Annotated in this window: 15 protein-coding genes; 8 read left to right on the top strand and 7 right to left on the bottom strand. The window is 57.6% G+C overall.

What is annotated here, in order from left to right; genetic code table 11:
- Nucleotides 1-22 precede the first annotated feature (22 nt).
- The 3 genes from ettA to CORAM0001_RS07355 all read left to right on the top strand — a co-directional run bounded on the left by ettA (nucleotide 23) and on the right by CORAM0001_RS07355 (nucleotide 3,091).
- Nucleotides 23-1,693 (top strand): energy-dependent translational throttle protein EttA, encoded by a 1,671-nt coding sequence (gene ettA, locus CORAM0001_RS07365; protein WP_005511174.1) that lies wholly within the window; start codon nucleotides 23-25, stop codon nucleotides 1,691-1,693.
- Nucleotides 1,694-1,828: 135 nt separating this feature from the next.
- Complete coding sequence (locus CORAM0001_RS07360; protein ID WP_005511203.1) at nucleotides 1,829-2,272, top strand: acyl-CoA thioesterase; 444 nt, start codon at nucleotides 1,829-1,831, stop codon at nucleotides 2,270-2,272.
- Between the two features lie 6 nt (nucleotides 2,273-2,278).
- Nucleotides 2,279-3,091 (top strand): DUF8185 domain-containing protein, encoded by an 813-nt coding sequence (locus CORAM0001_RS07355; RefSeq protein WP_005511115.1) that lies wholly within the window; start codon nucleotides 2,279-2,281, stop codon nucleotides 3,089-3,091.
- A 22-nt stretch (nucleotides 3,092-3,113) separates the two neighbouring features.
- Here CORAM0001_RS07355 and CORAM0001_RS07350 read toward each other — a convergent pair whose 3' ends face one another.
- Both CORAM0001_RS07350 and pepN read right to left on the bottom strand, forming a co-directional pair.
- A complete protein-coding gene (locus CORAM0001_RS07350) occupies nucleotides 3,114-3,509 on the bottom strand; it encodes a globin (RefSeq protein WP_005511162.1) in 396 nt (131 codons plus the stop codon).
- Between the two features lie 66 nt (nucleotides 3,510-3,575).
- Nucleotides 3,576-6,278, bottom strand: coding sequence for an aminopeptidase N (gene pepN / locus CORAM0001_RS07345; protein ID WP_040361577.1), 2,703 nt, complete (start codon nucleotides 6,276-6,278; stop codon nucleotides 3,576-3,578).
- 189 nt (nucleotides 6,279-6,467) lie between these two features.
- Between pepN and CORAM0001_RS07340 the strand changes: the two genes are divergently transcribed.
- Complete coding sequence (locus CORAM0001_RS07340; protein WP_005511212.1) at nucleotides 6,468-6,998, top strand: SMI1/KNR4 family protein; 531 nt, start codon at nucleotides 6,468-6,470, stop codon at nucleotides 6,996-6,998.
- Nucleotides 6,999-7,161: 163 nt separating this feature from the next.
- A complete protein-coding gene (locus CORAM0001_RS07335) occupies nucleotides 7,162-7,743 on the top strand; it encodes a hypothetical protein (protein ID WP_040361572.1) in 582 nt (193 codons plus the stop codon).
- A 37-nt stretch (nucleotides 7,744-7,780) separates the two neighbouring features.
- Here CORAM0001_RS07335 and CORAM0001_RS07330 read toward each other — a convergent pair whose 3' ends face one another.
- Entirely contained in the window at nucleotides 7,781-10,609 is a 2,829-nt protein-coding gene (locus tag CORAM0001_RS07330; protein WP_005511217.1) for a class I SAM-dependent DNA methyltransferase, read from the bottom strand.
- Nucleotides 10,602-13,718, bottom strand: a complete 3,117-nt coding sequence (locus CORAM0001_RS07325) for a helicase-related protein (protein ID WP_005511220.1) — start codon at nucleotides 13,716-13,718, stop codon at nucleotides 10,602-10,604. The genes CORAM0001_RS07330 and CORAM0001_RS07325 overlap by 8 nt, the downstream gene beginning before the upstream one ends.
- A 322-nt stretch (nucleotides 13,719-14,040) precedes the next feature.
- On the opposite strand from CORAM0001_RS07325, the gene CORAM0001_RS07320 reads away from it, so the two are divergent.
- Nucleotides 14,041-14,685 (top strand): mycothiol-dependent nitroreductase Rv2466c family protein, encoded by a 645-nt coding sequence (locus CORAM0001_RS07320; RefSeq protein WP_005511183.1) that lies wholly within the window; start codon nucleotides 14,041-14,043, stop codon nucleotides 14,683-14,685.
- A gap of 27 nt (nucleotides 14,686-14,712) precedes the next feature.
- Here CORAM0001_RS07320 and CORAM0001_RS07315 read toward each other — a convergent pair whose 3' ends face one another.
- Nucleotides 14,713-15,918 (bottom strand): TIGR04053 family radical SAM/SPASM domain-containing protein, encoded by a 1,206-nt coding sequence (locus tag CORAM0001_RS07315; RefSeq protein WP_005511108.1) that lies wholly within the window; start codon nucleotides 15,916-15,918, stop codon nucleotides 14,713-14,715.
- Between the two features lie 229 nt (nucleotides 15,919-16,147).
- On the opposite strand from CORAM0001_RS07315, the gene CORAM0001_RS07310 reads away from it, so the two are divergent.
- Both CORAM0001_RS07310 and CORAM0001_RS07305 read left to right on the top strand, forming a co-directional pair.
- Nucleotides 16,148-16,621, top strand: a complete 474-nt coding sequence (locus CORAM0001_RS07310; RefSeq protein ID WP_005511109.1) for a ribose-5-phosphate isomerase — start codon at nucleotides 16,148-16,150, stop codon at nucleotides 16,619-16,621.
- A gap of 107 nt (nucleotides 16,622-16,728) precedes the next feature.
- On the top strand, nucleotides 16,729-17,337 hold the full coding sequence (locus CORAM0001_RS07305) for a DJ-1/PfpI family protein (RefSeq protein WP_040361567.1): 609 nt from the start codon (nucleotides 16,729-16,731) through the stop codon (nucleotides 17,335-17,337).
- Between the two features lie 25 nt (nucleotides 17,338-17,362).
- Here CORAM0001_RS07305 and CORAM0001_RS07300 read toward each other — a convergent pair whose 3' ends face one another.
- The gene (locus tag CORAM0001_RS07300; RefSeq protein ID WP_005511136.1) at nucleotides 17,363-18,223 is read right to left on the bottom strand and encodes a hypothetical protein; all 861 of its coding nucleotides are present in this window, start codon (nucleotides 18,221-18,223) and stop codon (nucleotides 17,363-17,365) included.
- 146 nt (nucleotides 18,224-18,369) lie between these two features.
- Nucleotides 18,370-18,603 (bottom strand): hypothetical protein, encoded by a 234-nt coding sequence (locus CORAM0001_RS07295; protein ID WP_040361601.1) that lies wholly within the window; start codon nucleotides 18,601-18,603, stop codon nucleotides 18,370-18,372.
- Nucleotides 18,604-18,670: the final 67 nt, after the last annotated feature.

The raw sequence follows: 18,670 nt of genomic DNA, 5'->3' as shown, positions 1-18,670 counted from the left end.
TACGAGGGGACGAAATTCCACCATGGGTGAGTTCATCTACCAGATGAAAAACGTGCGTAAGGCGCACGGCGATAAGGTTATTCTCGACAACGTCACCATGGCGTTTTACCCGGGCGCAAAGATCGGCGTGGTCGGTCCGAATGGCGCAGGTAAGTCGTCGATTCTGAAGATTATGGCTGGCCTGGATCAGCCGAGTAACGGTGAAGCTTTCCTGGAGCCGGGCGCCACTGTTGGCATCCTGCTGCAGGAGCCTCCGCTGAATGAGGAGAAGACCGTTCGCGGCAACGTCGAGGAGGGCCTCGGCGACATCTTCGAGAAGAAGGCTCGTTTTGAAGCCATCGCCGAGGAGATGGCCACTAATTACACCGACGAGCTCATGGAAGAAATGGGCAAGCTCCAGGAGGAGCTCGACGCCGCTGATGCTTGGGAGCTGGATTCCAAGATCGAGCAGGCAATGGATGCGCTTCGCTGCCCGCCGGCAGACGAGCCGGTTACTCACCTCTCCGGTGGTGAGCGCCGTCGTGTAGCACTGGCGAAGCTGCTGCTTTCCGAGCCCGACCTGCTGCTTCTCGACGAGCCTACTAACCACCTGGACGCCGAGTCCGTGCTGTGGCTCGAGCAGCACCTGGCTAAGTACCCGGGTGCCGTCCTGGCCGTGACTCACGACCGTTACTTCCTGGATCACGTCGCTGGCTGGATCTGTGAGGTCGACCGCGGCAAGCTCTACCCGTACGAGGGCAATTACTCGACTTACCTGGAGAAGAAGGCTGAGCGCCTTGAGGTTGCAGGTAAGAAGGACGCCAAGCTGCAGAAGCGCCTGAAGGACGAGCTGGCGTGGGTCCGCTCGGGTCAGAAGGCCCGCCAGGCCAAAAACAAGGCCCGTCTGGAGCGCTACGAGCAGATGGTGGAGGAAGCCGAGCAGTACAAGAAGCTCGACTTCGAAGAAATCCAGATTCCGACCCCGCCGCGCCTGGGTAACCAGGTTGTCGAGGTCAAGGACCTAGAGAAGGGCTTTGATGGCCGCGTCCTAATTAAGGACCTGTCGTTCACCCTGCCGCGTAACGGCATCGTCGGTGTGATTGGCCCGAACGGTGTGGGTAAGTCCACCCTGTTCAAGACAATCGTGGGTCTGGAGCAGCCGGATTCCGGTGAGGTCAAGGTCGGTCAGACCGTTCAGCTGAGCTACGTTGACCAGGGTCGTGAAAACATCGATCCGGAAAAGACCGTCTGGGAGGTCGTTTCTGATGGTCTCGACTACATCGTGGTCGGCCAGAACGAGATGCCGTCTCGTGCGTACCTGTCTGCCTTCGGTTTCAAGGGTGCGGACCAGCAGAAGCCGTCGAAAGTTCTCTCCGGTGGTGAGCGCAACCGTCTGAACCTCGCGCTGACCCTCAAGCAGGGTGGTAACCTGATCCTCCTGGATGAGCCGACTAACGACCTCGACGTCGAAACCCTGTCTTCGCTGGAAAACGCACTGCAGAACTTCCCGGGCTGTGCCGTGGTCATTTCCCACGACCGCTGGTTCCTGGACCGCACCTGTACCCACATCCTCGCGTGGGAAGGCAACTTCGAAGAGGGCAAGTGGTTTTGGTTCGAGGGCAACTTCGAAGGCTACGAGAAGAACAAGGTTGAGCGTTACGGCGAGGAGGCTGCACGCCCGTCGCGCGTCACTCACCGTCGCCTGACCCGCTAATCTGTTTCTCGCGCATCTGATTTTTGCCGACGGCAAAGTCCGGAACCTTGTGGACTGGATCGCACCAGTGCACAGGTACCGGACTTTCGCGTATTCGCAGGCTCGTAGCTCCAGAAAACGCCTATAGTTCTGGATATGACTGAATCAGCACCATTTCGTACCAACGTCGCTATCCGCTGGTCTGATTTCGATCAGTATGGCCACGCTAACAACACCGCTTTCCTGGAATACGCCCAGCAGGCTCGTCTGGACTTTGTGATGCGCGGTCTCGGCGGCGGGACAGGGATGCCTGCTGCAGTGGTGCGTCGCCTGGAGATTGACTACGTCCGCGCTATTTTGCCGGACACCCAGGAAGTTGTGGTTGAGACTGAAATCATCAACTTCGGTCGCACCTCTTTCACACTCCGCCAGACAATCTCCGACCAGCATGGTCACATCGTTGCTGTGCTCGAAACCGTGATGGTGATGTTTGATCTCAAGACTGCGAAGGCAGTCGAGCTCTCCCCGTCTGCCCGTCGTGAACTGGAGCGTTTCGCAGCTCCCGCAATCGAAGACAACAAGGAAGACCAGGACAAGTAATTCGCCGTGACCACTTCCCATCCCGCTGCCGAGCTGACCTTCGGCACTCCCGATGCCCTGAAGAATCTGGGTGTCCTGGCCCATAAGGCCTACGCCCTCGACGAGAACACGTTGCTACGCATCCGAGCACGTAAGACCACCACCGGCACCGCCGCTGGTATCAGTTCCTCGTCCGCGCCTGCCACTGCGCCCGCAATGTCGCAGGTATGGGTGAAGACTCCGATTGGCCCGCTCGCCATGCGCACGATTGCGCTGCACGCGCTTCCCGACGACATCATCGTCACCGCCGCGGAGATTAAAGACATCGCGGTGCGTGCCTTTGCGCAGGCAAAATCATCCGACGATGCGGAGGATAAGGATGCCTCGCTCACCGCGCTGCCGTACCGCGTCCACGCGCAGTCGGCGTCCTCCTGGCCGGGATTCCTGCCAGTGCCGGAAGGATGGCAGGTTGTCGACTATGTTCCAGCCACTGCTTTCCGGACTCTCGAGAAGCAGGGGCGCGCGGTCGCCGTCGAATCGTCCGGCCCGATGGGCATGCCACCGTCTCTGCTGGACCAAAAGGTTCTCACTGTCAGCGGCGGTACCGGTGAAACCACTGTTGATACGGGGGAGGGGCAGTCGCAGGAGACGTCGAAAAGCGTGGTGGACGTGACCATGCGGGATGTGTTTGCGCTGTGCGCTATGGGCTTTATCCCCGAGCAACCGGATGAAAAAGAGCCGGTGCGCGTGTCCGCGAAGGGACGGTGGCACCGGCTGGATGGGCGGTTTGGCTCAATCTTTACGCTCGAGTCCTTTGGCGTGCTGCCGCTGGCGAACTAGCGAGGCAGGGGCCTAATTCCTACTACGCGTCGAAGCGGTTGATGAGCATGTCGGCAACCTGCACCATGTGGTTCCACAGGGCTTCGCGCTGGGGGCGGGGGAGCTCTTCATCGGAAATGTCTGCGAGTGAGGCGCTCATAATCTCCAGCCAGCGGTCGCGTTCGGCCTCGCCGATGGAAAACGGCATGTGGCGCATGCGCAGGCGCGGATGACCACGCTGTTCGCTGTAGGTGTGCGGCCCGCCCCAGTACTGGACGAGAAACATGCGTAGCCGCTCCTCGGCGCCCTCCCAGTCATCGCTGGGGTACATCGGGCCGATGAGGTCATCGGAACGCATGCGCGTGTAAAAACCATGGACGATGCGATTGAAGACATCCTCGCCGCCGACGGAGTCAAAGAGCGTCTGAGAAGTTGTCATGGCACCAAGTCTATCGACTTGATGCCACGAAAACGATAACGGCCAAAGTGTCGACCGAAACAATTGTTACTTCGCGTCGAACTCGCGGGCGCGAAGAGCGAGCTTCACCAGGAACTGCTGCTCAGAGATGATGCGCTTGACCGGCGACGCAGTCTCATCGCTGTCGAGCAGGCGCTGAGCGGCCGCAATTGCCGACTCGCTGATCTCCCAGGTGGGGTAGAAGCCTTCGAGCAGCGTCTGTGCTGTCTCGGAGGAGAACTGCTTCCACCAACTGTTGGCAATAGCGAAGAAGTGCTCCGACAGCGAGGTCGCCGATTGCTCCGCGTCGATGGTGGCGCGGGAATCGTCGTCAAGCGCCTGTACGAGCACCTCACCCGAGCCCGGCGCGTTGAAGCCGGCCAGTAGATGGCGAATGACAAGGTTCGACGGGGCGTCGTCGCCGGAGACCGTAGCCTCTGCCCAGACGCGGGCCTTGTTGGCGAGCGTCGGCACAGAGGCGCGGCAGGCGATGGCGGCCTGCGCACCTAGTGCCGAGTTGTCGGTCTTTTCAAGCTTTGCGATGGCTTCCTCGCCCTCGAGACCGGCGGAAACCAGCGCCTTCAGGGCGCGCCACTGCATGTCGGTGTCTACTGTGACAGCTGGGAAACCAGCCTTGTCTGCGTCGCCAGCGTAGATGGCGCGCAGTGCGTCAACGACGTCGCTATTCGACGAGCCCACGGTGGTCAAAGCGTTAACGAAAACCAGGGCGCGGTCGGCGTCGGTTTCCTTCTTCGCGTAGTCCAACAGGCCCTGAGCCAGCAGGTCGCGGCCGGTGGAATCAGCCCACTGTGGATCGGCGTAGACGTTGACGGCGCTGACTGCCTGAGCGATGACGCGCTCCAGGACGGAGAGCTTGTCCTCGCCCGGGATGCCGCGGAGCACGAGGTTGACGAAGTCGCGAGCGCGCATTTGACCTGCGCGAACCATCTGCCAGGTGGCGGACCAGCACAGTGTGCGTGCCATCGAATCGGTGAAAGCGCCAATGTTGTCGATGACGGTGGCAAGCGAGCCCTCGTCCAGGCGAATCATGCTGTAGGTGAGGTCGTCGTCATTAACCAGCACGACATCGCCGACTGGGGCGTCGACCAGCTCTGGGACTTCGGTGCGTGCACCGCGAACGTCGATTTCGACGCGCTTTGTGCGCTCGAGTACGGCATCCGCGCCGGTGCCGCGCAGGTTGTAGATGCCCACAGAGATTCGGTGATCGCGGAGTTGTCCGGCACCCGGCTCGGCACCATCCTGTGTGACCGCAAAGGAGGTGTACTTACCGGCTGACTGACGGAACTCCGGTGCCAGGGTGGTGATACCGGTGGTGGTCAGCCACTGACCGGCCCAGCCAGACAAATCCCGCCCCGAGGCCTCAGAGAGCGCGTCCAACAGGTCCGCGAAGGTGGCGTTGCCAAAGCGGTGGCGGGAAAAGTGAAGACGAGCACCGGCGAGGAAGGCGTCCTGACCAACGTAGGCGGCCAGCTGCTTGAGGGCGGACGCGCCCTTGGCGTAGGTGATGCCGTCGAAGTTCTGCTCGACGGTGTCAATGTCACTGGCATCGGCGGCAATCGGGTGCGTCGACGGCAGCTGATCCTGCTTGTAGGCCCAGGCCTTTTCGACGTTGGCGAAGGTGGTCCAGGCGTGGCTGTAATCGGAAACCTCGACCTGCGCGGCGGCGGCAGACCAGGTGGCGAAGGACTCGTTGAGCCAGAGATCATCCCACCACTGCATGGTGACCAAATCGCCGAACCACATGTGAGCCATCTCGTGCAGGATGGTGTCGTTGCGGCGCTCGTAGAGGTAATGGGTGGGCTTGGAGCGGAAGACGTACTCGTCGCGGATGGTCACGCAGCCGGCGTTTTCCATCGCACCCATGTTGTACTCCGGGCAGAAGATCTGGTCGTACTTGCCGAACGGGTACGGTTCGCCGAAGTGCTTGGCGTAGAAGTCGAAGCCTTCCTTGGTCTCCTTGAACAGGGTATCGGCATCGAGGTACTCGGCGATGGACTGGCGGCAGTAGATCCCTAGCGGAATGGTCAGCTCGCCGTCCGGCTGGTGCTCAGCAGGGGTTTCCGGGTGCGGTGCGACAGTGCCGGTCCACGAGTCAGTGACCTCGTACCACGGGCCTGCACAGATTGCGACGAGATACGTCGACAGCGGAACATCCACCGAGAAGTCGAAAGTATCGGCCGCATTGCCGTGGGCATCGGTGGTGGTGCCAGTCTTGGCCGCCGAGTTGGAAATAACCTTCCAGCCCTTTGGCGCTATGACGTGGATTGAGTACGTCGCCTTCAAATCCGGCTGGTCAAAGCAGGCGAACACGCGCTTGGCATCGGCAGTTTCAAATTGCGAGTACAGGTAGGTTTCGCCGTCGGCAGGATCCTGGAAGCGGTGAATGCCCTGACCGTTGTTGGTGTAACGGCAGTCAGCGTCGATAACGACGGTGTGGTCACCTTCGGTCAGGTCCAGGTTAATGCCGGTCTCACTGGCATAGCGAGCGGCCTCCGTGGCATCGACACCGTCGATGGTCACGCTCTTGACAACCGCATCACGCAGGTCAATAAAGGTGGAACCAGCGCGCTTCGCCGTCAGAGAAATTGTGGTCTTGGAGGCGAATGTCGGTGCGCTGTGAGGCGCGCCGACAGGTGCGGTGGTGAGGTCGAGAGAAATGTCGTAGTGGGACACCTCGAGCATGGCCGCACGGTCGGCGGCCTCGGTCCTGGTTAAGTTCGTGGAAGTCATGCGACAAGTGTAACCGCGACCCCGGATTGGGAATCGGGCAGTAGCGGGGTGGGCGGGATGACCTCGACTTCCTAGCTCGTTCCTAGCCGATTGGGGCGGTCGCATCGGCGGTCGAAGTGGCGGCCGATTGGGCGAGATTTTGGCTTCTTTGGCATGCGAGCAAAGCCGAACGTGAATACACTTCGTTTCATGTACGAACTCAGTGATGATGCAAGCAAGGTTGAACGGGTTAACGCGGCGTGGGATCGCATTGAAGCAAAGCTTGGCGACGATGCCCTGGAGGCCCCGGCGACAGAAGCGGAAGTGGATCAGCTCGAGGCTGACCTCGGAGTAAAGCTGCCAGACTACGTGCGAGCTTCGTGGCTGCGGCACGCGTCTGTGGACGGTGAGCCGTGGGACGGTGGCTGGATTGCGCCGCCGAAGTCGATTCTGAACGACTACAAGTTGTGGACCCAGCTGCAGGCCGACGGCGAGTTCGATGATTTTGAGGCCGAAGGCATGGACAGCGCCAACTCGGATGGCAAGTGGTATCACGAGGCATGGATTCCTCTGGTCATGGACTTCGGCGGAAACAACTACTGTCTGGACATGCGCTCGGGGAAGATGGTCTCCATGGACCACGAGGTGGGCCCGGAGTTCCTGGACTACGCAGATTGGCCTGCCTACCTGGAAGCTGCCGCTGACTCGCTGGAGGCCACGGGCTTGCCCTGGAACGGCTAGAGGCTTGTCGAGGGCATTTGTGCTGGTCTCGTAGCATTCGAAACTCACGCTTTCGCTTCAAGGAATCTGGGAGATTCCCGGGTTTTCTTCATGGCTAATCCCATGTGCATGGGGCGAAAGCGACAACGTCAATCTAGCGCGACCAGTTAGATATGCTCATGGTGTGGTGGACACTAAACAGACGAAGACAATCGGCGAGCACTACGTTGCCGCAGAATTAGCCCGCCGCGGCTGGGCGCCCGCATTCACGCGGGATGGGCTCGAAAGAACCGACATTCTTGCGGTGTTTACCGAGTCAGATAACAGGCGAATGATCGAGGTCCAGGTCAAAACAGCTCTACGCGCCCAGCCTCACAATGCCAACTGGCCTCTTGGCATCAAGGCTCAAGGTCCCAGCCAACATGAGCGGGAGTACTTCGTGATGGTCGCGGTGCCCCATAATCTTGAGATTCCACCCCGGTATTTCGTCGTTCCTCGGTCTCACGTCGCGGCAGCTGCATGGATTGAGCACATGAACTGGCTCACAGACCCAGAGGCCGAGCCTGGAAAACGAAACGCCCCTGTGGAACGCGCACGAGTGAAATTGCAGACGTTCAAGCTCTATGAGAATCGGTGGGATTTGATATTCATCGATGAGCACGATGCGCCAGTGTTGCTCCCACCGAATTATCGAACCTTGGCGCAGACAGAGCGAGTCGGTCTGCCACCAGGGCACGCTTGGCACACGTCACTGCCGGATTGGTAAAGAGAGACGGCGGCAGTGACGTACTCTCGAAGTTCCTTTATTTAGAGCTGACCACCTGGTCGTACAGCTCGAAGAGCTCGGAAACGATTCGGGTTTCTTTCTCATCCCATGACAGACCTTCGAAGTCCCAGCCGTAAGCCCGCTCGCCTGCTTCGTCTAGAAGTCTGTGTGTATCAGCCAATTCCGGGTAATTGGCTTCATTGTCAGGGTCGTAGAGCTTCGCCAGGGACGCTTCAGGGTACAGGTCACGGGCATCCAAAACCCCTTGTGCTGATTGTTCGATACTATCCCGCTGCTCCGGGGTCGGGTTCGGGAAAACGAAGTTGTTGTAGACGATTGTGTTGGCGTAGCGATAATCTGACTTCAAACGTCCTGCCACAGTTCGCATCCAGGCGTTATGTGCCTGGGATGACAAAACTCCGAAAACCAGGAGAGATTCAGAAGGAACAAAATAGAGCATGTTCCCAGGGATCATGCCGTTGCGTACAAAACCCAACGGTACGTATTTTCTTCTTTCGGAGCTCACACTCGGAATTCCGATGTAGGTGCCTTGCCCTTCGTATCGCACCTCATCAAATCGCCACGGGGTTGCAGCCTTCGCACGAGTAGGCGCTTTGGTAGAAGCTGCTCGTGCTTCTTCGACGGAATCTAGTCTTTCCGTGATGTCAGGATTCTCGCGAAGCTCAGCGGGAACACCGTTGGGCATCCAGAGGCAGTATCTATCTATGCCCTTCACAAACTCTTCACCCATCGAGAAAGGCCTGATTACAGAGGCGACGGAGGGGTCTCGCTTGATCATCTCTGTTCGCTCTGACGGACCGAATGAGAGCGGTTTCCCTGTCGGTTGATTACCCCTCGTCATCGGAGGTACTTCCGAGAGTGGCTTGTTACGTCGCTCAATAAACACAGAGGTAGCATCCGCCAGATAACCATTGAGATGAGCGGGTTGGCTCTCCACAACTCCGCGTGCTGTGTAATCCCAAGCCCGTTTAACAGGCCACTCATTCTGTGAGAAGGCCGTGATGACGCAGTAGACGTTAGCGGCGTGCTCGGACTCGCTGTTCCACACGAAGGATCGGTGGGCGAAGTTGATTCGGTATCCCATGTCGAAAATCGGTTCCCACAGCGGAGTAACCTGCTGGCCTTGGCAAATGGAATTAGTAGAGACAAAAGCGATGTCGCCACCGTGCCCATTGAGGAACTCTGCAGCCGTGCGGTGCCAGCATGCGACGAAATCGAGGACGCCGCCCTTCCTTCCAAAGACTTCTGTCCGGTCCTGCTTCTGCTCGTCGTTAAGCCGCGAGTAACCCACGAATGGTGGGTTGCCAATGATGTAATCGCAGTCCTCCGGAGCTACAACATCAGCCCAATCAATACGGAGCGCATTGGCATTGACAATCTCGGGAGTTTCTTCAATAGGCAGTCGCACGACCGACTGGCCGAAGGCCTGGTTACAGAGGTGATCCACCAAAAGCATTGCAGTGGATGCAACCTTCGCCGGCCACTGGTTGATCTCGATACCGTAGAACTGCCGCATGCTCATCTTCGATTTGCGGAGAGCCTGGTCGGCATACTGGATAGCGTTTCCGCTTTCAATCTCTAGCAGCCGCTGCCGCAGGGCACGCACTCCATCGACTTTTTTGCCCTGGGCATGAAAATCTAGTGCCTCACGGATTTCAGCGAGCTCAAGCTCCTCAGCACGGGTGATGATTTCAAACTCAAGTCCGCGCAACTGCTTGTACGCCTGGATGAGGAAGTTGCCACATCCGCAGGCTGGGTCGAGGAAGGCCAATCCAGCTATTTCATCCTGGAGAGCAAGCAGGGCAGTGCGATTGTCGTAGGCCTCTTCGAAGCGTGCCCGAAGGTCATCGAGGAACAGCGGCTCAATGACCTTGAGGATATTTTCTTCACTGGTGTAGTGCTCACCTTTGTCACGCAAATCATCCAGATCAACCAGCTGCTGGAACATTGCCCCAAAGATGTCGGGATTTACCCGCCCCCAATCGAAGTCGCCAGCATTCAAGACCTGCTGACGGAATTCTTCGGAAAGAGCTGGAAGCTCAATACGTTCCATGTACATGCCGTCGATACGCCTAAAATTGGCGTACTCAGTTCCCGCGTACTTCCCCTTACTCGAAAGCGCGAGGTCCAGCTCGGGGTCGCAAACGACCTCAAAAAGCTCGATGAGCTTCTCTGGAAGTGTTTCAGCGGTGGTGTGGTGCAAAACCCACTTTTGGAAGGTGTTGTCCGGCCACATGTTCGTGTCGTCGCCAAAAAAGAGGAAAAGCAAGCGGACGAGCAACGAAGAAGCAGTGCTGGTGTCGCACCCTGCGTCTAACAGCTGCTGATTCATGACCTGCATGTGGCTGGACGCCTGCTTAGACCGCTTAACTGCTTCGTCGTTGAAGGCCTTGGCCATTCGTTCTTGAATCTCAAGAATCCCAATGGTCTCGCCGATGGACAGTTCGATCGTTTCCAAACGACGTGCAAGATCCTCGGCTAAATCTTCATCGCCGACCGTGTAACGGTGATGCAGAAGCTTCGCGTTGGTTGACGCGGTTGCACCCCTACGTGGCCACCGCCATGACTGGTGCGTGCCATCAGTGAAGATGAGCAGTCGTAGCTGCGAAGCTTTTTGCACCTCCGCATCAATGATCCGTTGTTCCTTGGGCGTAGGAAGTTCATCAGCTTCAACCACCCATACGCGCAAACCAGCCTGGTCAGCGACAGGGCATGCAGTAAAGGCTCGGCCGTCTGTGATCTGTACCGTGATAGGACTAACACCGCGAGGAACGGGACCCCAGCCAAGCTCTTCGAAAAGCTCCTTGAAATGGCCTGAATCTACGAAGGAAAGAAAGCTAGACATTAGTTACTCCCATATTCGCGACGATGCGGATAGCATCAGCAGACTTACTTGCGGTGGTGGTCAGGATTCCCTGCTCGTTAAGGCTCACCATCAAATCGAGCAAGTCCAGAGTTGTAGTGGATGGACGCCGTCGAGCCGAGCGAAGTTGGTTGATGGCAATCGTGGTCAACGGAGACTTGTACAAAGCATCGAGGGCCTCCCTATAGCTAGGGTCGCTATGCGCTTCGGTCGTCTGGCCCAGCTTGTTCCACAAGATGCGACGTTCGCCGCGAAGCCTGCCCGAGGTTTCGAGGTTCTTAGCAATCACTCCGGTGATGAGCTCTTTCACTGATTCATCGTGACCATCTCGAAGTGGCAGGGCAGGGGTTTCTGGCGTGCATTTCAGAATCGCAAGAGCTTCGTGTCCTGTCAGCAACTTGTTGTCACCGTTTGCGTTCTGCCATGCAAAAGAATCAATGCCCGAATCAGTGGCGGCGCAGCACAGTACACCATCTCGGTCCCCTGGTAGGCCGGGACGGGTTGCGTCAATTAGATCAGGGGTGTGTTCGATGCGTCGCCGTAGCTCTGGATTATCCTTTGTGGCGGCTTTCCAGATTTCAAAGGCCAAAGAACTGGCATCGACGTCCTCGGTGGTGGAAACATCTTCGATTCGCCCGTCGTAGAGATCGGAAATCGCTTGTGTCTCCGTATCCGTTCCGAAGAACTTCTCATCAGAGCCGAAAGTTGCAGCATTCGCAGCCAAACGCTGCTGGATGCGACGACGGAGGTTCAGCTGCTCCTCAACCTCGCCGTGCACCATGGTGTACAGCAGCACTGTGTCGGCTTCCTGCCCAATACGATCCACGCGTCCTGCGCGCTGAATCAGTTTGATGATTGCCCACGGCAAGTCGAAGTTGACGATGATGTGGGCCTGCTGCAAGTTCTGGCCTTCAGACAGCACATCCGTCGCCACGAGAACTCGAATCTCGTCGGCTGGGGCAACCGGCTTCTGGTCGGCGCTCACAGGGGTAGTCTTTGGCGAAAAGCGACGTGCCAGGGTCGTAGCATCCTCTGACTCGCCAGTAGCTACGGCAACACTTCCGACACCGAGTTCGCGAAGACCTTCAGCGATGTATTTCGCGGTGTCTTTGTATTCGGTGAAAACAAGGATTTTTTCGCTCGGGTGCCGCTCATTAGCGAGCTTGGCAAGAGCACGAAGCTTGGAATCGTCTTGTACTTCCCACGGTCCGTACCAAGTCAGCAGGTCGCGAATAGCGCGTGAGTCTGCCAACAAATCCTGCATCAGACGAATATCGAACAGTGAAGGATTGACCCACCTGATTCCGCGGGGAGATTCTTCAGTCAAACGGTTGTAGTCATCCGCAATATCAGTAAACATCAGGCCGCGGGGAGACACCTCTGCAAGTAAGGCGTCGAAGTCAAGGTCATCTTCGGAAAGGGTCGCTGGATCAATCGTGCCCGCAGGTAGTGGCAACCTGTTCTGCAGCGCATAAATAAATAGCTCGTTGCGCCTCAAATGCCGCTGTAGGGAGAGCACAAAACTGTGTCCGCTGGAGCTCAAACGTTTGTAGAAGTTCGTGCGAACAAAACCCGCGACCTGGCCGCGAGATGCCTCGAAATCCTCAATGAAGAGTTTGTCCTCACCCGTGGCGAGACGCGGCGCATCGGGAACGAGGTAAGAAGTGAGGTCATAACGCGGCAACTTCAGATCCGCGAGCGCATCAAGGGTTCGTGCGTCTGCCATTTTCGCTGCGGCATCTTCGTCATCGAAGACGTGATTTACAGGAATCGCCTTACGCATCGGGAACGTGAATCGGCTGGAGACAGAACCATCTGGGTTCTTGAACTCCAGATACTTTCGGCCGGCGTCATCTTCCTTTGCATACGTGTTCAGAACGAAGCTGCGGGTACGTCGCACAAGGTGCTCACCCATCAAACGCTTCCAGTCTTCGGGCTCCTCAGACTTCCTGAACGCGGCGAGAGTCGAGTGCGCCATTTCCAAATTCTCGTAGAGATTTGGATTGCGTTCGAGAGCGAACTCGGGGGTGAGTCCGAGATCCTCATCCTCGTCGAGGAACAAAGCGAGCTGATTCGCCACATCGCCGTACTTCAGGTTGTACGGGGTCGCTGTCAGAAGAAGCACATTGCATTCATTCTCATGCAAATACGTCTGCACCGCGTTGTATGTTCGGGTGCCTTCGTTACGAAGAGTGTGGCTCTCATCGACAATGACAAAGCGGAAACGAGGCAACGTCGGAAGCACTGAATGGACCATCGAATACGGGACCACACGGCCTGGTAAATCATAAGCCTTCAAGTGTGATTCCCACATTGACTGAAGGTTCTTTGGGCAGATAACCAATGGTTGAAAACCGTGGTTATCACGGAGCATTAGGGCCACTGCAATCGCGGTCAGAGTTTTTCCAAGACCGACAACATCACCGAGCATCGTTCCGCGCCGCTGCATGATACGGCGAGCAAGCGTTTTCACAGCCGTTGTCTGATACTCCAGCAGCGTGCCCGAGATAAGGTCCGAGACCTCATACTGTGTGAGGCCAGCGCGCACATCACGGCTCATCGTGTGGCACACCTTGAGGTAAACATCGTAGGGAGAACGCGGTTGCGGGGATGCCCACGAGTCATCGATTACTTCCAAAATGTCAGCATCAATGGGAAGCGTGAAGCGGTCCGTCCACAGGTTTTCGAACCACTTGGTCAACTCTTCAGTAGAGGTGCTTTCCGTCGTGTGCAGATTCAGTTCCAGGTTCCTATTTAGACCTGCCCCGGTAAGGTTCGACGATCCAACAAAACCAGCACTTGGGATAAGCGGGTCCTGGTGGTGCAGCAAATAGGTCTTACCATGCAGCGGCTGGCGGGTATAGACACGAATTTCTACTGCACCGAGCTCGACAAGCTCTTGTAAAGACTGCAGGTTTTCACGGTCTTTGGCCGTCGGGATTCCGCTTGAAAGCTGTGCGCGCAAATGCGCCTTCAACGTTTCGCGCACCTGTGGTGCACGCTCCCGCAAAGACATGAATTCATCGTCGCTAGGCGAAATCTCGGACCTTAGCTGATCAATAATTTCATCGTGCTGCGCGGGCAACACCATACCAACGAGAATGCGCGCGATGGGACCTTCGACATCCCCAGATTCGAAGCTCTCCCGAACGAGTGGGTCTAATGAAGCCCATCCGCGGAGTGCAAAATATCCAGTCGCTACATCTATGCGTTGATAAGAAGGAAAATAGGTCCGCAGGCCGGAACTTAACTTCGTTTCATCAGTTTGGTTATCAAAAATTGAAGGCACAAAAACAGTTTACGATTTTCACTATGCCGGTACCTGTAGACCCGTTCGAATTCATGAATGCGAACCAAAAAATTCCGCCCTATAGTCGTTGATAAGTCAATCAATGCTTTAGGAGGACTTTCACATGAGCAATCGAGACAAGGTCACTTTTTACTTCGACGTTTCCTGCCCGTTTTGCTGGGTGACGTCGCGCTGGATTAAGGAAGTCGAAAAGGTCCGTGACATCGAGGTCGAGTGGAAGCCGATGAGCCTGTCGGTGCTCAATGAAGGCCGCGACGAGCTGCCGGAAGACTACAAGTTCATGATGCAGTGCAACTGGACCCCGGCACGCCTGTTCAACGCCGTGTTCTCCCAGGATGGTCAGGAGGCCGTCGACAAGCTCTACACGGCGCTGGGCACGAAGGTTCACAACGAAAACCGCATCGATCGCCATGCGCATGTCGACGAGCCGGAGCACGCATTCGACGAGCTGATTGAGGAAGCCCTCGCCGAGGTTGGTCTGCCGGAAGAGCGACTGGCCCAGGCCCTGACCACCGAGTTTGATGAGCTCATGCGTGAAAACCACGCAGAGGCCATGAAGGAAGTCGGCAACGACGTCGGCACTCCGGTGGTCAAGCTCAACGACGTTGCCTTCTTTGGCCCGGTACTGACCCGCATCCCACGCGGTGAAGAAGCCGGCAAGATTTTCGATGGCTCGGTTGCCGTGGCCAGCTACCCGTACTTCTTCGAAATCAAGCGCTCCCGCACTGAGAGCCCGCGCTTCGACTAAGAAAGCTGTAGCAGCTGGGGCATGCGGCTAAGAAACCTGAGCGGCCCCAGCTTCGGCATTCTGCCCGGTAGAGGCCTGCCGTTCTTCTTCGCTCATGGCAGCCCACCGTGGCGGAATGTAGATGCAGGTCGGGTCGGATGCCGTGTAATCCCCGGTCAACGCGTAGGCCGTCGAGCGGGACCCACCGCATACGCTGTGGTATTCACAGACGCTGCACTTGCCGTGCCAATTATCCGGATCACGAAGGGCCTTGAATACCGGAGAGTTGGCGTAGATTTCTTGGAATGGTGTGGCTTTGACACTTCCGCAGTGAAGCGGCAGGAAACCATTGGGGTAGACGTCGCCGATGTGGTCAATGAAGGCAAAACCTGATCCGGAATTGACGGCCATAGGGGAGCGCGGGCGGCGTGGCTTTTCCGGCACAGCGCCAAGCAGCTTTGTCGTTTCCTCGGCCAAGTAGCGGTAGAGCTCGCCGCCCTCATAAGGTGGCAGGCCCTTCTCCTTCGCTTCCTCCTGCTGCATGACGACGCGCCGATACTGCGGCGCCTCCGTCGTCTTAATGGCAATTCGGTTGGACACATCAGACAACCAGTGCAGAACGTCCTCGCGTTCCTCCGGCGACAATGCTCCCAAATCTGCGCCGCGACCAGTGGGAACGAGGAAAAAGACGTACCACATCTTGGCCTGCATCTCCATGACGGTCTTCAGCAGCGCTGGCGCCTCATGAATATTTCCCTTGGTCAGGGTCGAGTTAATCTGCAGCCGGTAACCGGCCTCGTTGATGTGCGGAGCCATCTTGAGCGTCTTTTCAAAAGTGCCCGAAAAACCGCGGAACTTGTCATGGGTCTGGGCAGTCGCGCCATCGAGCGACATCGACATCGCCTTGCCTCCGGCCTCACGCAACGACTTGATCCGCTCCGGCGTCAATCGCGGCGTCACCGATGGTGACAACGACATATTCAGGCCGTGCTCCGTGCCGAATCGCACCAACTCTTCGAGATCATCGCGCTCAAACGGGTCACCGCCAGTGAGCACCACGAGCGGCTTGGGCTTGCTATACGACGCCAAGGTCTCCAGCAAGACCTTGCCTTCGGCAGTCGATAGCTGAAGCGGATGTGGCTCATGTTGAGCATCAGCGCGACAGTGCTTGCAGACAAGGCCACAAGCTCGCGTGACCTCCCAAATGACAATAAATGGCTTCTTGTTGATGTCATGTCGAACCGTTCGCACCACCGGTGCGTGATGATTCCCACGGGAGCCATGAGCTTCCGGATCGACTTGGAAGTGAGCTTGCGGCGCAGGAGACACGGTAAAAAGCACCCAATTTCCGGTTTCGAAGACGTGCTGAAACGCAAATACAGTCACTTTTCACCCTATTCGGCTGCGCGGGAAACGTCGTCAAGCAATACCTAAAACGGGTGCAGGCGCCGTTGAATGCGCGGGAGCCGCTAAACTTGCTGCCATGCGTATTTACCTTGGTGCAGACCACGCCGGTTTTGAGATGAAGAACCTGATTAAGGCCCACCTGGAGAAGGCTGGCCACGACGTCGTTGACTGCGGCGCTCACACCTACGACCCTGCAGATGACTATCCAGCATTCTGCATCGAGGCGGCTTCCCGTACCGTCGCTGACCCGGGCAGCCTGGGCATCGTGCTCGGCGGCTCTGGCAACGGCGAGCAGATTGCCGCTAACAAGGTCAAGGGCGCTCGCTGTGCGCTGGCTTGGTCGGTGGAGACCGCGAAGCTCGCTCGCGAGCACAACAACGCTCAGCTGATCGGCCTCGGCGGTCGTATGCACTCTGAAGAAGAGGCTCTGGCCATCGTCGATGCTTTCGTCTCCCAGCCGTGGAGCGAGGAGGAGCGCCACCAGCGCCGCATCGACATTCTGGCAGAGTACGAAAAGACTGGCGTCGCCCCGGAGCTGCCGGAGGCTTAAAGGGTTGCTGTTCGCTATCTGTTGATAGGAATAAAAAAAGGGGTCTGGTTCCAGAAAACTCTGGGACCAGACCCTTTTTCGTGTGTAGACGGAGTAGGAATTGTCGTATGACAAATCCAGAAGTGCATCGCCGAGTAACTGTAGTACTGTTCCCCGGGTTCGAGCTCTTGGACGTATTTGGACCGGTTGGCCTTTTTGGCCATGTCCCAGAGATTGAGGTCGAATATGTCGCCAGCATTGCCGGTCCGATAACCAGCGCTCAGGGGGCGGAGGTTATCGCAACGGGCTGCACCGCTGAACTCGAGGCAGTCGATATTCTCCTGGTGCCCGGTGGAGCAGGGACCAGAACATTAGTTGAGGATGCAGAGTTTTTGGACTGGCTTAAGCACATCGGATTCCGCGCGCGGTTAGTGGCGTCGGTCTGCACAGGTTCGGCACTGCTTGCTGCGGCTGGGCTACTTGAAGGAAAGCGGGCAACTAGTAATAAGTTGGCTTTTGATTGGGCCACCTCGTTCGGAAACGAAGTGACGTGGGTGAAAGAAGCCCGATGGGTCGAAGACGGTAATCGGTGGAGCTCATCAGGAGTCGCAGCAGGTATGGATATGGCTGTTGCTTTAATTAGCAGCATCCTTGGCGAGGAAGCTGGGAGACTCGCCGCCAGAAAAATTGAGTATCGGCCCCAGACAGACGGCACTGTCGATCCTTTTGCGGATTGAGCGAAATAGCGGAGCCGGGCTTCTTCTAAATATCGAAACCGTCGAATCCGCCGTCGAAGAATCCGCCACCGTCGCCACCATCGCCGCCATCGCCGCCGCCGAAGAGGCCTCCACCGTCGCCTGCGTCACCGGCATCTGCAGCATCGCCACCGAAGTCGCCGCCAAGGTCATCTCCACCGAAGTCATCGGAACCAAAGTCCTCGGTGCCGCCGAAGTCGTCAGCGCCGGTGCCCATGCCGCTGGCGAATTCATCAGCGCCGTAGGCAACACCGGCCATACCGTGGAAGAGGGTAGAGAACAGCAGCATCGAGCCAGCGGTCCAGACACCGGTGCGGAGCGCGGACTTCCACCAGGGCTCGGAGTACCAACCGGCCGGAACCGGACGGCCGGCGACACGGCCGCCGGGGTAGTAGTTCGGAGTTTCCGGGGTGGCGTATGGAGAGGCGCTAACCGAGTGGCCTTCGTGCTCAATAGTCCGCATTTCGGTCACAGAACCAGCGGCCTTCTGACCCTCCAGCGGTGGCAGGGCTGGCCCCGCGGGCAGGCCCATAATTTCGCGAGCTGCATTGATGTAGTGCAGACCCTCCAGTGCCGATTCGCGCGCCATTCGTGCCTGTGATGGGGTCCGAGCAGTAGAAATCTGCGAGGAAGCGGCGTTGTAGCGCTCGGATGCATCAGCAAGAGCCTGCGTGGAAGCCGAATCGGTGCCAGCCAGGTTCAATACCTGTGAGCCCAGTCGCTCAATCCATCGGCGGGCGTCTGCGACGGCGTCTTCCAATTGATTGTTCTGGCGAGCATCAAAGGCCCTGTTTGAACGGTTTTGAGCCATCGACGCGATGATAATTGCGCCGCCGACGGTGATCGCGATCAGAATTAAAGCCCCCATGGGCTAGGCCTCCAAAAAGGAAATTGCGAGTATTGCTAGTAATTACTTGAAATAACGCACGTAGAGCGCAAAAAGTTCCCGAGCTGACATCTCTGTGCGACAGAGGCAGCTCGGGAACCAGCAAATGATTGGGTATGGGTAGGTATCTATGACTCGGCGGAGTCGGTGCGCTTGGTGCGGCTCTTTCGATTGGCGTGCCATGCGCGAACTTCTTCGGAATCCCACAGGGTCAACCCATGAAGCTTCGCGACGGGCTCAGGAGCCTTTTTGCGGCCAGCGTAGCTGGTGAAAGTGCCACGTGCGGTGCCGGAAAAAGCAGCGCATTCGACCGCGGTCCATAGTTCGTGTCCAGTATCGGCATCGATAATGGTGGGCTTCATGGTGCCCAGAGTACCCGTGGCACTGGATCCTGAACAGAGGGCAGAAGAAGTTCTGGCCACGGACATC

It is taken from the genome of Corynebacterium amycolatum SK46, from assembly GCF_000173655.1.
Taxonomy (GTDB): Bacteria; Actinomycetota; Actinomycetes; order Mycobacteriales; family Mycobacteriaceae; genus Corynebacterium; species Corynebacterium amycolatum_A.
Note: the sequence above shows the minus strand (reverse complement) of the source record. Positions and strands in the feature narration are given on the sequence as shown.

Coding starts and splice junctions, on each gene's coding strand:
- CORAM0001_RS07340 (WP_005511212.1), top strand. CDS start 6,468: ATGTACGAACTCAGTGATGATGCAAGCAAGGTTGAACGGGTTAACGCG.
- CORAM0001_RS07320 (WP_005511183.1), top strand. CDS start 14,041: ATGAGCAATCGAGACAAGGTCACTTTTTACTTCGACGTTTCCTGCCCG.
- ettA (WP_005511174.1), top strand. CDS start 23: ATGGGTGAGTTCATCTACCAGATGAAAAACGTGCGTAAGGCGCACGGC.
- pepN (WP_040361577.1), bottom strand. CDS start 6,278: ATGACTTCCACGAACTTAACCAGGACCGAGGCCGCCGACCGTGCGGCC.
- CORAM0001_RS07300 (WP_005511136.1), bottom strand. CDS start 18,223: ATGGGGGCTTTAATTCTGATCGCGATCACCGTCGGCGGCGCAATTATC.
- CORAM0001_RS07350 (WP_005511162.1), bottom strand. CDS start 3,509: ATGACAACTTCTCAGACGCTCTTTGACTCCGTCGGCGGCGAGGATGTC.
- CORAM0001_RS07295 (WP_040361601.1), bottom strand. CDS start 18,603: ATGAAGCCCACCATTATCGATGCCGATACTGGACACGAACTATGGACC.
- CORAM0001_RS07360 (WP_005511203.1), top strand. CDS start 1,829: ATGACTGAATCAGCACCATTTCGTACCAACGTCGCTATCCGCTGGTCT.
- CORAM0001_RS07325 (WP_005511220.1), bottom strand. CDS start 13,718: ATGGTGTTGCCCGCGCAGCACGATGAAATTATTGATCAGCTAAGGTCC.
- CORAM0001_RS07310 (WP_005511109.1), top strand. CDS start 16,148: ATGCGTATTTACCTTGGTGCAGACCACGCCGGTTTTGAGATGAAGAAC.
- CORAM0001_RS07305 (WP_040361567.1), top strand. CDS start 16,729: ATGACAAATCCAGAAGTGCATCGCCGAGTAACTGTAGTACTGTTCCCC.
- CORAM0001_RS07330 (WP_005511217.1), bottom strand. CDS start 10,609: ATGTCTAGCTTTCTTTCCTTCGTAGATTCAGGCCATTTCAAGGAGCTT.